The 14,432-nt window shown below is 63.0% G+C and carries 13 protein-coding genes and 1 tRNA gene; 9 read left to right on the forward strand and 5 right to left on the reverse strand.

Annotated elements, in window-relative coordinates:
• Positions 1-39: 39 nt before the first annotated feature.
• Entirely contained in the window at positions 40-1,254 is a 1,215-nt protein-coding gene (locus tag K7W03_RS09585; RefSeq protein WP_103000360.1) for an NAD(P)/FAD-dependent oxidoreductase, read from the reverse strand.
• 1,107 nt (positions 1,255-2,361) lie between these two features.
• On the opposite strand from K7W03_RS09585, the gene K7W03_RS09590 reads away from it, so the two are divergent.
• Positions 2,362-2,961, forward strand: coding sequence for an outer membrane protein (locus K7W03_RS09590; protein WP_103000361.1), 600 nt, complete (start codon positions 2,362-2,364; stop codon positions 2,959-2,961).
• A 394-nt stretch (positions 2,962-3,355) separates the two neighbouring features.
• Here K7W03_RS09590 and K7W03_RS09595 read toward each other — a convergent pair.
• The 3 genes from K7W03_RS09595 to K7W03_RS09605 form a co-directional block, all read right to left on the reverse strand.
• Positions 3,356-3,430, reverse strand: a tRNA-Glu gene (locus tag K7W03_RS09595).
• A gap of 282 nt (positions 3,431-3,712) precedes the next feature.
• Positions 3,713-4,510 (reverse strand): SapC family protein, encoded by a 798-nt coding sequence (locus K7W03_RS09600; RefSeq protein WP_025546494.1) that lies wholly within the window; start codon positions 4,508-4,510, stop codon positions 3,713-3,715.
• Positions 4,511-4,650: 140 nt separating this feature from the next.
• Entirely contained in the window at positions 4,651-6,090 is a 1,440-nt protein-coding gene (locus K7W03_RS09605; protein ID WP_222886171.1) for an FAD-binding oxidoreductase, read from the reverse strand.
• Positions 6,091-6,168: 78 nt separating this feature from the next.
• Here K7W03_RS09605 and K7W03_RS09610 point away from each other — a divergent pair, with 78 nt between their 5' ends.
• Both K7W03_RS09610 and K7W03_RS09615 read left to right on the forward strand, forming a co-directional pair.
• Positions 6,169-6,603, forward strand: a complete 435-nt coding sequence (locus K7W03_RS09610; RefSeq protein ID WP_222886172.1) for a hypothetical protein — start codon at positions 6,169-6,171, stop codon at positions 6,601-6,603.
• 110 nt (positions 6,604-6,713) lie between these two features.
• Positions 6,714-8,063 carry a DEAD/DEAH box helicase gene (locus K7W03_RS09615; protein ID WP_044661939.1) on the forward strand — a complete coding sequence of 450 codons (1,350 nt, stop codon included), beginning with the start codon at positions 6,714-6,716 and terminating at the stop codon, positions 8,061-8,063.
• A 77-nt stretch (positions 8,064-8,140) separates the two neighbouring features.
• On the opposite strand, the gene radC is transcribed toward K7W03_RS09615, so the two are convergent.
• Complete coding sequence (gene radC, locus K7W03_RS09620; RefSeq protein WP_222886173.1) at positions 8,141-8,836, reverse strand: RadC family protein; 696 nt, start codon at positions 8,834-8,836, stop codon at positions 8,141-8,143.
• 128 nt (positions 8,837-8,964) lie between these two features.
• On the opposite strand from radC, the gene K7W03_RS09625 reads away from it, so the two are divergent.
• From K7W03_RS09625 to K7W03_RS09650, 6 genes are all read left to right on the forward strand, one after another.
• On the forward strand, positions 8,965-12,198 hold the full coding sequence (locus K7W03_RS09625; protein WP_222886174.1) for a YdbH domain-containing protein: 3,234 nt from the start codon (positions 8,965-8,967) through the stop codon (positions 12,196-12,198).
• A complete protein-coding gene (locus tag K7W03_RS09630) occupies positions 12,195-12,383 on the forward strand; it encodes a YnbE family lipoprotein (protein WP_007685342.1) in 189 nt (62 codons plus the stop codon). The genes K7W03_RS09625 and K7W03_RS09630 overlap by 4 nt, the downstream gene beginning before the upstream one ends.
• On the forward strand, positions 12,380-12,781 hold the full coding sequence (locus K7W03_RS09635; RefSeq protein ID WP_025546504.1) for a YdbL family protein: 402 nt from the start codon (positions 12,380-12,382) through the stop codon (positions 12,779-12,781). Before K7W03_RS09630 ends, K7W03_RS09635 begins: the two co-directional genes overlap by 4 nt.
• Positions 12,782-12,973: 192 nt before the next feature.
• Positions 12,974-13,297 (forward strand): AtpZ/AtpI family protein, encoded by a 324-nt coding sequence (locus K7W03_RS09640; protein ID WP_025546506.1) that lies wholly within the window; start codon positions 12,974-12,976, stop codon positions 13,295-13,297.
• Positions 13,298-13,345: 48 nt separating this feature from the next.
• Positions 13,346-14,131 carry a F0F1 ATP synthase subunit A gene (locus K7W03_RS09645; RefSeq protein ID WP_222886175.1) on the forward strand — a complete coding sequence of 262 codons (786 nt, stop codon included), beginning with the start codon at positions 13,346-13,348 and terminating at the stop codon, positions 14,129-14,131.
• Between the two features lie 53 nt (positions 14,132-14,184).
• Positions 14,185-14,412 carry a F0F1 ATP synthase subunit C gene (locus tag K7W03_RS09650; RefSeq protein ID WP_004207392.1) on the forward strand — a complete coding sequence of 76 codons (228 nt, stop codon included), beginning with the start codon at positions 14,185-14,187 and terminating at the stop codon, positions 14,410-14,412.
• Positions 14,413-14,432: the final 20 nt, after the last annotated feature.

Consider the following 14,432-nt stretch of genomic DNA (forward strand, 5'->3'; position numbering starts at 1 on the left):
AGGGCCGGCCGGACGCTCCACCCGACCGGCCCGGGATTTTCAGAAATCGACCGTGCGGGCGTCATAGGCATTCTGGAATGCAGCTTGCCGCTCTGCTGCCGGCGGGTAGATCCACACCGCGTTGATATCCATTTTGACTTTCTTGGCGTCAGCGCCTGTAAGTTCCACCCTCCGGGGCGCCCAGCCTCGCGTGAAAATGGCAGTGTCGGGACCGAGATCGAGACAGACGACGTAGGCAGGTTGATCATAGGCAAGCACAGGCTCGCCAAGAAGATCGGCTGCGGCGTTGTGGCCAGCGAAGGAACCCAGTCGACGTGCGTGTTGACATGACATCACCGAGAAATGGCCGTCCTGGTCCGTCGCTGCTTTCGCCGTATCGCCTGCGGCGAAAATGTGCGGATAGCCAGGTACACGCAGATCGGCATCGACGAGAATGCGTCCGAGATTATCGCGATCGGCGGGTAATTGAGAGGTTAGCGGCGACGCGCGCATGCCCGCTGACCAGATCACGGTGCCCGCCTCGATTTGATCGCCATTCTCGAGCGTGACCCCATCTGCATCGATGCGGGCAATGCCCGAGCCGAGCACCGTTTCAACACCGATATCGCGTAGCCGGGTCTCGATATAGGGGCGCGGTTCGGCTCCCATATCCGGAGCGACTACGGGTCCTCGCTCCACGATGACTATGCGCACTGGTTCGTCCCGACCGAGAATCTCTCGGAGCCGATCCGGCATTTCGGTCGCCACTTCTATTCCGGTGAACCCTCCGCCGCCGACCACCACGGTATTGCGGGCTGGCGAGGAAGGCTTGCTCGCAAGAGCATGCAGATGCTTGTCGAGTGCCATCGCGCCTTCGAGATCTGTCACGTTGTGACCAAATTCGGAAAGACCAGGTATGGGGGGCTGAAAACCGTGGCTCCCTGACGCAATGATCAATCGGTCGTAGGACAGGCTCGAGGACTTTCCATCCGCACCCGTTACCGTGACCGTTCCGAGCTGGGCGTCAAGCCTGTCCACGGTCCCGGAATGAAAGCCGATGTCCGTCGATGCGAACAACTCGCCCAGCGGCGCGACCATCGTTTCCGGGCTACGTTCGTAGAGGCGCGGCCGAACGACCAGCGCCGGTTCCGGAGAAATCACAGTGATTTTCATGTCGTCGGGCGATGCACCCTTTTCATCACGCAAGCGCGCGGCCGAAAGTGCGGCCATGAGACCGGCGAAACCGGCTCCAATGATAACAATATGCTGTGCCATGCGATATCTCCTAGTGAGCAGCGACGGTGAATCCCTGGCTTCCGCGGGTCGGCTACGACAGAACCTGGAAGCTGAAGGAAGGATCGCGAACGCCTCGCCGGTCCGCTATCGTGCGGGAGACTAGCAGCTGCACGCCAATGGCTATGCCGATCTATCCTTTGGAACAGAGCCGTGAGCCTCCTGAAGCGTAAAGGGCAGTGCAGGTCAGAATATTCTCACGAAAGGTTCAGGCACTTGGCGGATCGACGAATATGTTCGCCGCCGCCTCGCACGACCGTTCGTCGGTCCGGGTATCACGGCCGCCGGGACTGGGAGCAGACAGTGATCGCCTGCGAAGCCCGAACCGGCGACCGCCTGAAGAATGGATCTGTTGGTCGGTTCGCAATAGCCCCGAAGGCCAAAGCCTATCGTGTAATGCAAGCAGCGCGACAGCCAGCATTTCTCGCTCGAGTGGTGAAAGTCGCATGGCGATCGTCACGAGCGTGACAAGGCCGTCGAGCACCAGCCGCCGCTTATTCATTTGATATGCCGATTTCGATCCCGGTCGCTCATGGAAGCGATCAGGGGCGTGAGGATGACGAACCCCACACTGCCCAAGACGAGGGATAAGGGCAGATCACCCAAGGAAGCGAAGGTGTGCCATGAAATGACGCCCGCCATTGCAGCTGGAAGCGCCAGAAGGGATAGCTGCCCACGAGCGAGCCTATCCCAGGGACTCCCTGTCGTCCTCGATCGATGCCGGGTGGATGTCTGCTGTCTTGATTTCATCAGACCTGCCTCAGTGATCCGAGGGCAAGCTGGCGAAGTGGGTGGGATCCAGCCATTCTGCTATGGTTCTGGCTCGCCTGTTCGATGGTATGCCGGGACTAGCCGCAAGGTCGATAGCCCGTCAGCGTGCGGATGATGTCCGCACAGGCTCTCGTCGCGCAGCATTCTGTTCAGGCCTGTTCGGACCCCGGCCGCTATACCGAAGTTTAGGCAAACGACGCCACATCAAGAAAGCAATCCAGCCGATCGAACAATCCAGAAACTCTGGTCCGACCCTATCAATCTCCCCGGCACACGTAGCAGTTGCCGTGATTGCTAGTGATCTAGGAGATTGAACAAATGAAAATCCGTCTATTCATCGCCGCTGCCCTAGCCGGTTGGTCGATCCAGGCTTCAGCGCAGGATTTCAGCGGCCCCTCAATTGGCATCCAGGCGGGCTGGAACAATACTGACGTGGGTCTTCCCAAAGGAAAGGATGGAACGCCGGCCATCGACCAGTCGACCGATGCGTTCGTGGCCGGCGGGTTCCTCGCATATGACTACGAAGTGGTGCCGCATGTCGTGCTCGGTGCTCAGGCAGAGTTCAATATTGCCGCGTCCGATGAGTTCGGGGCGTCGGCGGCGGCGGCCTCGATACGCGTCAACCCCAAATACGCCTTCGATCTGACAGCCCGAGTGGGTTATCTCGTAACGCCCCAGACGCTGCTCTATGTGCGCGGCGGGTACAGCAACGCCCGTGTGCGTACGACCGCGACAGTGGATTCCAAGCGAATCTCTTCATCTGACAACCTGGATGGCTGGATGATCGGCGGTGGCGCCGAGAGACTGATCACCGATCACATATCGGCCCGCCTGGAGTACCGATATTCTGATCTTGGAGAAGGGCCGAGCAAATTCGACCGCCATCAAATCTTGGTGGGCGCCGCTTATCGTTTCTAATGTCCATTTGGAGCGCGGCGGAAATCCTGGGGATGGGGAGCCGCCGCGTTCGATGGCACTATTGGGAAGATCAACGGCCTAAACACAGGTCAACGAATGTTGGCGTGGGGCTCTCAGTCATCAAGAATATTATGCTCCGACGAAAGGAGCTTTCGCAGTATATTGCTGGAACTTCTCAGTTGGAATTGGACCATACCTTGCGATCAGATGGTGTCGCGATAGGAACCGAAAACGCGGCCGTTCAGGAGAAGCAGATCAGAAATATGATCGATTCTGTCCTAGGACGTTCTGAAGCATACCATTAAACCCCACGGAAAATGTGGGAACGCTTGTGGTATCGGTTTCGGGTACTTTTTAATTTATCACACAAAATCAATGCTATAAATAGCTTGACTGGTGACCCCTACGGGAATCGAACCCGTGTTTCAGCCGTGAGAGGGCCGCGTCCTGACCGCTAGACGAAGGGGCCACAGGCCGCGCTGGGCGGCGAGTAGGGAGCCGCCTTTAGGAGGGCGCGTCGGCGTCGTCAAGGGAAACCCGCGCCATTTCCTTCAGCCAATAAAAAACCACCCCATGCGATTCGCATGGGGTGGCCAAGGTTCAGGGAGGAGACGCCTCCAAAGGGGGAGGCGCCCATACGACACACCCGAAAGGGGGGCAGGTGCGCCGTATGTTCAGTAAATAGAGAAAGCCGCGCGGAGTTTCAAGTGGCACCGCGCAACCTTTTTCCTTAAATATCTGTCATGAATGCTTAATTTGGTTGGGCATCCGCTGTCTGGGGCGCTGCCGGGACGGCGATCGGGCCCTTGCCCTGCGAAACCTGCGCCTCGAACAGTTCCCGCATGAGCTGCAGCGAGAAGAGATGCGCGTAAATGAGCGGCAGCATGCCGTTCTGGCTGATCTTGCGAAGCTGGTCGCCGCGCATGTCGCGCAGCTTTTCCTCGTTCACCATGCGGAAGCCGCGATAGACGAAGGGTTGGTCATTGCCGGGCACCTGGATGGCGACTTCGCCGTCCATCAGCAGGTCGAGATCCTTCAGATCCTTCATGAACTGGCCGGTACGCGCCGCTGCCTGTTCGAAATCCTCGCAGAATTTGAGCACGCCCTGCGTCAGTTCGCTGGGCTTGCCGTCTTCGAACAGCGGCTGGCCCTCCTCGAACGTACCGAGCGCGTCGCTAGTCGGATCGAAGCAGAGCGAGAGTTCGTCGCTGTCGGGGCGCAACTTCGCCAGCATCCAGGGATAGCGGCGGACATAGGCGGGGACATAGGCCGGGCCACGCAGCTTGCCATCATCGTCGAGGAAGGTATTGACGCCTTCGTTGAGGCCCATCAGCGCCAGGGGAACGGGCTCGTCCCCAGCGGAGAAGATGATCGGCACGAAGCGCTGGGCGGCGACGAATTCGTCCACGGTCAGCGGAATGGCGTGCTGGGTCGTCAGGAACGGCGCCGAATCGACGGTGCGGCTCCGCCAGGCGGCGTGATCGACGCTGCTCAGCGGAATGAGATCGTTGTAGAAGACGGGAAGGCCGTTCGCGGGCGCGCTTGCCATGATGTGCTAGTCCATTTCCAACAAAAAGCGGCGCATTTTCCCTTGCGCCGCTAGCCTGATACTGGGCCGAGGGGGATAAAGCCCTTGGACGCGGGAGGCAATCGCTTTGTCGATGCCCGGTGCTGCCGCCGGGGCTGGCTTCAGCCTTCCTCCGGACGGGGGATCAGCTTGTCCGGATTCATGATGCCCTGCGGATCGAATGCGGCCTTGACCGCGCGCAGGGCCTGGAGGCGCGCGGGGCTGGAGAGGCGACCGAGTTCGGCGCGCTTCATCTGGCCGATGCCATGTTCGGCGGAGATGGAGCCGCCCGCCGCGACCACCGCATCATGGACGAAGCTGTTGATCGCCTGACCCTCCGCCCCGATCCAGGCCGGACCGTCGGTCGTGCCCCGGGGTGCGCGGACATGGAAATGGACGTTGCCGTCCCCCAGATGACCGAAGGAGGAGGCGGTGGTGCCGGGAAAGGCCCTTTCCGCCGCTGCCGCAGCTTCGATCATGAAGGCGGGCATCCGCGCAACCGGCACGCTGATGTCATATTGCAGCGCCGGTCCCTGCGCCCGCTCGGATTCGGAGAGCGATTCGCGGATGCGCCAGAAGGCTTCCGCCTGCGCTTCATTGGCGGCGATGGCGGCGTCGACGGCGAGGCCCTGTTCCAACGCATCGGCCAGCGCGCTCTCCAGCCGATCGGCGGGCGTCGGATCGCGCGGGTCGCCATGGTCGACCTCTACCAGCACATGCCAGGGCGTGCGCGTTGCAATCGGACAGCGAGTGCCGGGAACATGCGACAGGACATGGCCCAGGCCGTCGTCCGCGATCACCTCGAACCCTTCGACGCTGTCACCCAGATGGGCTTCGCAAAGCCGGAGCAGGGCAAGCGCATCGGCAGGGGAGGAGACGCCGATCCAGCCGACGGCGCGAGCCGCAATGGCGGGCACCAGGCGCAGCGCGGCGGCGGTGACGATTCCCAAAGTCCCTTCGGCGCCGATCAGCAATTGCTTGATGTCATAGCCGCGATTGTCCTTCTTGAGGGCATCCAGGCCATGGAAGATGCCGCCGTCCGGCAGGACAGCCTCAATCCCCTCGACCAGCGCGCGCATCGTGCCGTGGCGCAGCACCTGGGTTCCGCCGGCATTGGTGGAGATGAGCCCGCCGATGGTGGCCGAACCCTTGGCCCCAAGGCTCAGTGGAAAGCGGCGGCCAACGGCGGCGGCGGCATCGTGGAGGTTGGAGAGGATGACCCCCGCTTCGCAGACGGCAAGATTGTCGTGCGGAGACAGGCTGCGGATATGGTTCATCCGGCGGAGCGACAGGATCAGCGCAGAACCGTCCGCCGGGGGCGTGGCGCCGCCCACCATGGAAGTGTTGCCACCCTGCGGCACCAGCGGCACGCCAAGGTCGGCGGCAAGGCGGACCGCAGCGGCGACCTGGCCGGTCGATTCCGGCTGAAGAATGGCGGCGGCAGCGCCGTGATAGCGTCCGCGCCAGTCGCTGACCCACGGGGCGATGTCGTCCGCATCGGTCACGACGCGCTTTTCCCCCAGCAGGGCCGTGAATCGGGTGATAACATCTTGTCCTATCATGGGACTGTCCTATGCCTTGGAATTCATCGACGGTTCAACCTTTGGCCCATAGCGTCCGCGTCCCAAAAGGGGTTCGACTTGTTTCATTCCGTCCTGCTGCTGTTGTCCGCGTCAGCCGCCGAGCCCGTGCAATGGGCGCAACTGACGATCGAGCAGCGTGTCATCATCCGCGTGCCGATGGCAAGGAAGGGGCGTGCGCCCGCGCGTCCCACGCCGGAGGCGCGGAATGACTGGAAGGAGAAGAAGGGGCCGCGCTGCATCGCGCTGCGATCGATTCGGTCGGCAAGCATAGTGATGGACAATGCCATAGATCTGCTGCTGGCTGATAATCACCGCTATCGCGCAAGGCTGGAGCGCGGGTGCAACAGCATGGGTTTCTATTCCGGATTCTATGTGGAGCCCGATGGGGACGGCTCGCTCTGTTCCGGGCGCGACGAATTGCAGGCGCGGAGCGGGGCCAGTTGCGCGATCGAGGGTTTCCGCCGGCTGGAGCAGGCCGAACCGGACGATTGACCGCATCATCTTCGCGATTTTCTTGACAAGAGGCCGATATTTCCGCAAGGCGCGCCCGATTTCCCTGCGCGTTTTCGTGCGGTGGAGAGCCTCCTGTCCCGGACATCTGAATGACTTTTGCCGATCTCGGCCTTTCCGACGAATTATTGAAGGCCGTTACCGAGGCCGGATATGACACGCCCACGCCGATTCAGGCGCAGGCGATCCCGCCCGTGCTGATGATGAAGGACATCATCGGCATCGCGCAGACGGGAACGGGCAAGACCGCCAGCTTCGTGCTGCCGATGATCGACATCCTCGCCCATGGCCGCGCCCGCGCGCTGATGCCGCGATCGCTGATACTGGAGCCGACGCGTGAACTCGCTGCCCAGGTGGCCGAGAATTTCGAGAAATACGGGAAGTATCACAAGCTCAACATGGCGCTGCTGATCGGCGGCGTGCAGATGGGCGATCAGCTCAAAGCCCTAGAAAAAGGCGTCGACGTGCTGATCGCGACGCCGGGGCGGCTGATGGACCTGTTCCAGCGGGGCAAGATACTGCTCAACGGCTGCAGCATGCTGGTGATCGACGAAGCCGACCGGATGCTCGACATGGGCTTCATCCCGGACATCGAGGAGATTTGCACCAAGCTGCCCGCCCAGCGGCAGACGCTGCTGTTCTCCGCGACCATGCCGCCGGTGATCAAGAAGCTGGCGGACCGGTTCCTCAGCAATCCCAAGTCGATCGAGGTGGCGCGGCCCGCCACAGCCTCGACCAATATCACCCAGCGTCTGGTGAAGGTCGATTCGCGCAAGAAGCGGGAGGCCCTGCGCGCGATGCTGGATGCCGAAGACGTGCAGAGCGCGGTGATCTTCTGCAACCGCAAGACCACGGTGCGTGAACTCAACAAGAGCCTTCAGCGCCATGGCTTCAAATCGGGCGAGATTCACGGCGACATCGACCAGTCGGCGCGCATCGCGGAACTGGAGCGGTTCCGGGCGGGGACGGTGAACATATTGGTGGCGTCCGACGTTGCGGCGCGCGGGCTGGACATCAAGGGCGTGAGCCATGTGTTCAATTTCGATGCGCCCTGGCATCCCGACGACTATGTCCATCGCATCGGCCGCACGGGCCGCGCAGGGGCGAAGGGCGTAGCCTATACCTTCGTGACGTCTGACGATGCCGAGGCGATCGACAATATCCAGAAGCTGATCAAGCAGAAGATCGAGACCATCGACGCACCGGTCGCTGCTGCTCCCGCTGAAAAGGCGAAGGAGGAACCGCGCCGCTCGGGCAGGGATCGGAAGGACGACCGCAAGTCCGACAAGCGCCGCGACGACCGCCGCCGTGAAGAACCGCGTGCGGCCCGGCCGGAAGGCAATGGCGCCCGGCCGCGGCGGCCTGAACCGGTGGACGATGGTCCGGACGAAGGCTGGAACGGACCGGTTCCGGAGTTTCTTTCGGTGGGGTTTGGCGCTTAGTTGCCGTTGCAGGCCAGGCGTGGCCTGTTTTCGACCATCTTAAGACATCCCTTCCCGGCCGCTTCGACGCACGGTCGCTAGATCAGCCCTTTCGCACGCAGGCTGCTGTGCCCCTGTGTCCCTATGATGATATGGTCATGCACCGCGATGTTGAGCCGCTTGCCCGCTTCCGCGATCTGCCGGGTGATTTCTATATCCTGACGGCTTGGTTCCGGCGATCCGCTGGGATGATTGTGGACAAGGATCAACGCTGCCGAGCCAAGGTCGATCGCCCGTCGAATAACCTCCCGGGTATAAATCGCCGCCTGGTCGATCGAACCGTCGCCCATATGCTCGTCGCGGATCAGCATGTTCCGGCTGTTGAGGTGCAACACACGCACCCGCTCCACCGTAAGAAAGGCCATGTCGGCGCGCAGATAGTCGAGCAGCGCCTGCCAGCTCGCCAGCACCGGCTTCTCCGCCACCTCGTTGCGTAGCGTCCGCAGCATCGTCGCCTGGACGATCTTGATCGCCGCGATGCTGGTGTCGCCCATGCCGGGAACGCGGGCAATCGCCTGCCAGTCAGCCGCCATCAGCCCACCGATGCCATCGAATTCGCGCAGCAGCGCCTTTGCCAGTGGTTTCGTGTCGCGACGGGGTATGGCCAGCGCCAGCAGATATTCGATCAGTTCATGATCATGCAACGCTTCGCCGCCGCTCTCCGCCAGTTTCCGGCGCAGCCGGGCGCGATGCCCGATGCCGTCGTGCGTAGCCTTCAAATCCTGGTCCGGCAAAGTCTTACCTGTCCCCCGCATGCGAAGGGGGACGCTATTCATTGCGGATTTATCGGGCAAGGATATTTAGGAGTGATCGGACGTTATGCAGGCGTTACGGACTTGAGCACGCGGGTTTGACCAGAAGCATGGAAGATGAAGACGGCGAAAAGGAGATTCGCCGGGGCTGGCTCCGCTGGCTTGGAGTGGGCACGGGGTCGCTGGCGCTGATCCTTGCCGCGCTGTGGACGCAGCGCGCGCCCATCGCAGAAAATTTCATCAGCCGCGAACTCAACCGGCGTGGCGTGCAGGGCAGCTATGATCTGACGGACATAGGCCTTCGCACCCAGCGGATCGAGAATATCGTGCTGGGCGATCCCGCTCGTCCCGATTTGACGGCGCGCTGGGTGGAGGTCGACATCGCTTTCACAGGGCTGACCCCGCAAGTGGCGGCGGTGCGGGCCGGTGGCGTCAGGATGCGGGGGTCGTTGCACAATGGCGTGCTGAAGCTGGGAGAGGTCGACAAATTCCGCGACCCGAAATCCACGGCGCCCTTCAGCCTGCCGGACATTCTGCTGGCGCTCAGCGATGCGCGACTGCGGCTGGATACCGATGCCGGTTCGATCGGCATGCAGATAGAGGGGAAGGGGAATCTGCGATCGGGCTTCCGGGGCAGGCTGGCGGCGGCGATGCCGAATGGAGGCGTCGAGGGATGCGGGCTGGCCGACCTGCGGGCGATGCTGGATGTTGCCATAAAGGACGGACGCCCACATCTCTCCGGCCCGTTGCGCGGCGCAGCGCTGGCCTGTCGCGATGCCGGCATCGCCGTGGCGAAACCGGCTGCGGATGTGGATGTCTGGCTTGGCAGGGCGTTGGATCGCTGGACCGGCCGCGTCGACCTGACGGGGGAAGCGCTCAAGTCCGGTGGCATGGTTCTGGCGCGCCCCTCAGGCCGGATCGATTTCGACGGAACGGCTGCCAAGACCGCCGGGCGAGCGCGAATCGGGGCGACGGCTCTGTCGGCCGGCGCCACATTGGCCGGACCCGCAGACTTTCAGGGCGCCTGGCATGTCGGCAAGGGCGATATGGGTCTTGAGGGGCGGCTGTTCGTTCGGCAATTGCGGTTCGCCGGCCGCGATCCCCTGGCGGCTGCGCGCGAATCTACGGCCGGGACGCCCGTTGGGCCGCTGGTCGCGCGCCTGGCCGATGCCACGCGCCGCGCCGGCGCGGACAATGTCCTGCAAACCACCCTGACCTTCGCTCAGCAAGGGAAGGCGGGCAGCCTGGCCTTGACCGACACCCGCTTTTCGGCGCGCAGCGGTGCGCGGATCGCCATAGCCGGGGAAGGTCGCGTGACCATCGGCTGGCCTGGCAGGGCCGGGCAGGCGATCGACTGGGCGCTCGACGGAGCGATCACGACGGAGGGCGGCGGATTGCCGAGGGCGGCGCTGCGGCTGGGGCGGAGGCCGGGCGGCGGCTTTGGCGGACAATTGTTCCTTGAGCCCTATGCGGCGGGCGATGCCAGGTTAAGCCTGGAGCCGGTGCGGTTCGTTGCGGGGCCGAAGGGCGATACGCGCTTCTCGACGCAGGTGCGGCTCGACGGGCCGCTTCCCGGTGGAAGGCTGCGCGGGCTGGTGGCGCCCATTGAAGGGCAAATGAACGCCAAGGGTCTATTGGCGATCAACCCGCATTGCGTGCCCATCTCGCTGATCGAGGCGCGCTATGGCAATTTTTTGCTGGGGCGGACCCGGCAGACGCTGTGCCCCGTCGGGCAGGCGCTGTTTGCCGTCGGGCCGGGCGGTGTGAGTGGCGGCGCTGAAATCCGCAAACTCGCATTGGCGGGCAAAAGCGGCGACAGCCCAATGCGCCTTTCCGCCGATAGCGCTCGTTTCGCCTTGGGACAGCAGGGTTTTGCACTTGCCAATGCCGATCTGGCGATCGGTCCGCAGGATTCGCCTGTTCGGTTGAGCGCGGCGACGCTGACCGGCAACGCCACGGCCCAGGGCTTGGGCGGCAGGTTGACGGGGGCAGGCGGCCGGATCGGGTCCGTGCCGCTGATCGTCGAAAATGGCGCGGGCGACTGGAGCTTCGCCGGGGGCGCGCTGAAGCTGGCGGCCGGGATGACGGTGCGCGATGCGCAGGCGCCGGGCCGGTTCGAACCGCTGAATGTTCCCGACTTCGCGCTGACGTTGAAGGATTCGAAGATCGCAGCGACGGGATCGTTGCGGGCGCCGCGCAATGAGGCGCTGGTCGCCCGGGCAGTCATCGCGCATGACCTGAGCAGTGGGCGAGGCAAGGCGGATCTGGCGGTTCCGGCACTGTCCTTTGGTCCTGGTCTCCAGCCGGAGGATGTGACCCGCCTCGCCCTTGGCGTGGTGGCCAATGTGACGGCGCAGGTCAGCGGGGAAGGGCATATCCGCTGGAACGGGACGCATGTGACCAGCGATGGTCTGTTCCGGACCGACAATGCCAGCCTGGCGGCGGCTTTCGGTCCGGTGGAGGGGTTGTCCGGCGAACTGCGTTTCATCGATCTGCTCGGTCTCGTCAGCGAGCCGGGGCAGGAAGTGCGAATCAGGTCGGTCAATCCGGGTGTAGAGGTTCGCGACGGCCTTGTGCGCTATCGGCTGGAGGCGGGGCAGAAGGTGCGGATCGAAGGGGGCGGCTGGCCCTTTTCTGGCGGGGAGCTGGTCCTGCTGCCGACGACGATGGATTTCAGCGCCGATGTGGACCGTTATCTGACCTTCCGCGTCATCGGTCTGGATGCGGGCGCCTTCATCCAGGCGATGGACCTCAAGAATATTTCCGCCACGGGTACGTTCGACGGCATCATGCCTCTGATCTTCAACGCGCAGGGTGGGCGCGTGGCGGGGGGCGTGCTGACCGCGCGGCAGCAAGGCATGCCGCCGCTGATGATGCCCGAAGGCGTGCTGCCCACCATCCCCTGCGATCCGACGCACCAGTCGGGGACCCTTTCCTATGTGGGGCCGGTATCGAACGAACAATTGGGCGCGATGGGGCGGCTGGCCTTCGATGCGCTCAAGAATCTCCAGTATAAATGCCTCACCATATTGATGGACGGCGCGCTGGATGGAGAGATGGTGACGAACGTCGTCTTCAACGGCGTCAATCGCGGGCAGATCGGTGGGGCGCCGGCGGGTCTGGCGCGGAATTTCACGGGCCTGCCCTTCATCTTCAACGTGCGGATCGCCGCTCCCTTCCGGGGCCTGCTGGGAACCGCACAGTCCTTCATCGATCCGTCAACGCTCATACAAAACAGCATAGGCGACCAGATGCAGGAGAAGATGCGGGCCACGATCGGCCAGGAGGGGGTTGCAGTTCAGCCTGCCGAAAGCGAAACTATGCGAAATGGGGAGCAGAAATGAAGAAGCGAACAATCATCGCGGCGGGCTTCGCCGGTCTGGCCTTGGGAGGCTGCATCCAGGTCAAGGCGCCCGACAAGCCGATAGAGATCAACCTCAACGTGAAGGTGCAGCAGGAGGTCGTTGTCCGCCTGCAGCGCGATGCGCAAGATTTGATCCAGAATAACCCGGAGTTGTTTCCGCAATGACACGCAAATTTTTGATGATCGCCGCCTCTGCCGCGGTGGTGCTGGCGACCGGTCTGGCCATGACGTCTCCGGCGCGGGCGCAGTCGGGCGCGGTCGCCGCCGCGATGAGCGCGGGGGCGGTGGGCGAGCAGGCCGACGGCTATCTCGGCATTGCCGGTTCGGTGAGCGACGCGGTGCGGCAGGAAGTCGAATCGATCAACATCAAGCGCAGGGCCGCCTATACCGACCTTGCCGGCAAGCGCGGGGTGACCGTGCAGGATGTGGCGGCGGCGACCGGATGCCAGACGCTCAGCAGCAGGGTGAAGCCCGGGCAGGTCTATCGGATCGGCGCGGGCGCGTGGCAGACCAAGGGCGCGGGCCCCATCGCGCTGCCGGGCTACTGTGCCACGGCGGGGTGATTTACCTCAGGCCGGACTTGCCGGGCTAGTGGACTTTGGACCCAGCTTCGTTCGGACAGGAAATTCTCTGGCCCAACGACGGTTGACACTCCTGAAAGCCCTTTCTAAACGGGCCGCGCCTTGACGGGTGCAGCCGCAAGCGCCATGCCGCCTGACGTTGGCTTTTAAAGCCTTGACGGAAAGGATGGCTGGATGGCGGCGGATGCACCGGGGCAGGACCCGGCGGGGGAAGATGCGCGCATCGCTTCTTTGGAGGAGCGGATCGCGCAGGCCGAACATGCCGAAAAGGTCAGACAGGGGACACAGGTGCAGCAGGCGGACGATGGGTCGCGTCTCGGCAACAGGGTTCTCGCGGAGCTGATCGGCGGTCTTGCTGGCGGTGCCGTGGTTGGTGGGACTCTGGACTACTTTCTGCGGACATCCCCATGGCTCCTGTTGGCATTCCTCGGTCTCGGGATCGTGGCGGCTTTCAGGAACATCATCAGATTGACGACGACGAAGCGTCCCGACCGATAGGGACGCTTTTATCTTAGTCCGAAGGCAAAGACGTTACAGGGGTCCAGCGTGGCAGAATCCGGCAAAATCGATCCGATGCACCAGTTTGCGATCGAACCGCTGTTCGGTACGGATCATCTGTCGATCGGCGGCTTCAACATCGCTTTCACCAACAGCGCGCTCTATATGGTGGCGGCCGCCGTGGTGCTTTGGATCTTCGTCGTCGGCGGCATGAAGCGCGAACTGGTTCCCGGCCGCTGGCAGATGGCGGTCGAATATATGACCGGCTTCATCAAGAGCCTGCTGATCGCCAATGTGGGCGAGGGCGGCAAGAAGTACATTCCTTACGTCTTCTCGCTGTTCATGTTCATCCTGCTGGCGAACCTGCTGGGCCTGCTGCCGCTGGGTCTGGTCGGCCTGCATCCCTTCACGTTCACCAGCCATTTCACCGCGACCGGCGTGCTCGCGATCATGAGCTTCTCGATCGTGCTGGTGGTGGGCTTCTACAAGCATGGCCTGCACTTCTTCTCGCTGTTCGTGCCGCACGGCACCCCGGCGCTGATGGTGGTGCCGCTCTTCTTCATCGAACTCGTTTCCTTCATGGTGCGTCCGTTCAGCCTTGGCCTGCGACTGTTCGTCGCGATGACCGCCGGGCACGTGCTTTTGAAGGTGCTCGCAGGTTTCGTCATCAACAGCGCCAATGCCAGCCCTGCGCTTGGCCTGACCGTCGGCGCCGCCAGCTTCATCCTGATGATCGGCATCAGCGCCCTGGAAGTGCTGGTGGCGGTGATCCAGGCCTATGTGTTCGCGCTGCTGACCTCGGTCTACATCAACGATGCCGAGAACCTGCACTGATTTTCCGCCATTACCTCAACGTTCGAATAGAGTTTAGAAAAGGAGTTTATAACATGGACGCAGAAGCCGCAAAGCTGCTCGGTGCTGGCCTGGCCGCCATCGGTGCGGGCATCGCCGCCCTCGGTGTGGGCAACGTCTTCAGCTCGTTCCTGGAAGGCGCGCTGCGCAACCCCGGCGCTGCCGACGGCCAGCAGGGCCGCCTGTTCATCGGCTTCGCCGCCGCGGAACTTCTGGGTCTGCTGGCGTTCGTTATCGCCATGATCCTGGTGTTCGTGGCCTGAACAGCCGCTTTGGGGCGGGC

Source organism: Sphingobium sp. PNB (genome assembly GCF_019873065.1).
GTDB classification, from domain to species: domain Bacteria; phylum Pseudomonadota; class Alphaproteobacteria; order Sphingomonadales; family Sphingomonadaceae; genus Sphingobium; species Sphingobium fuliginis.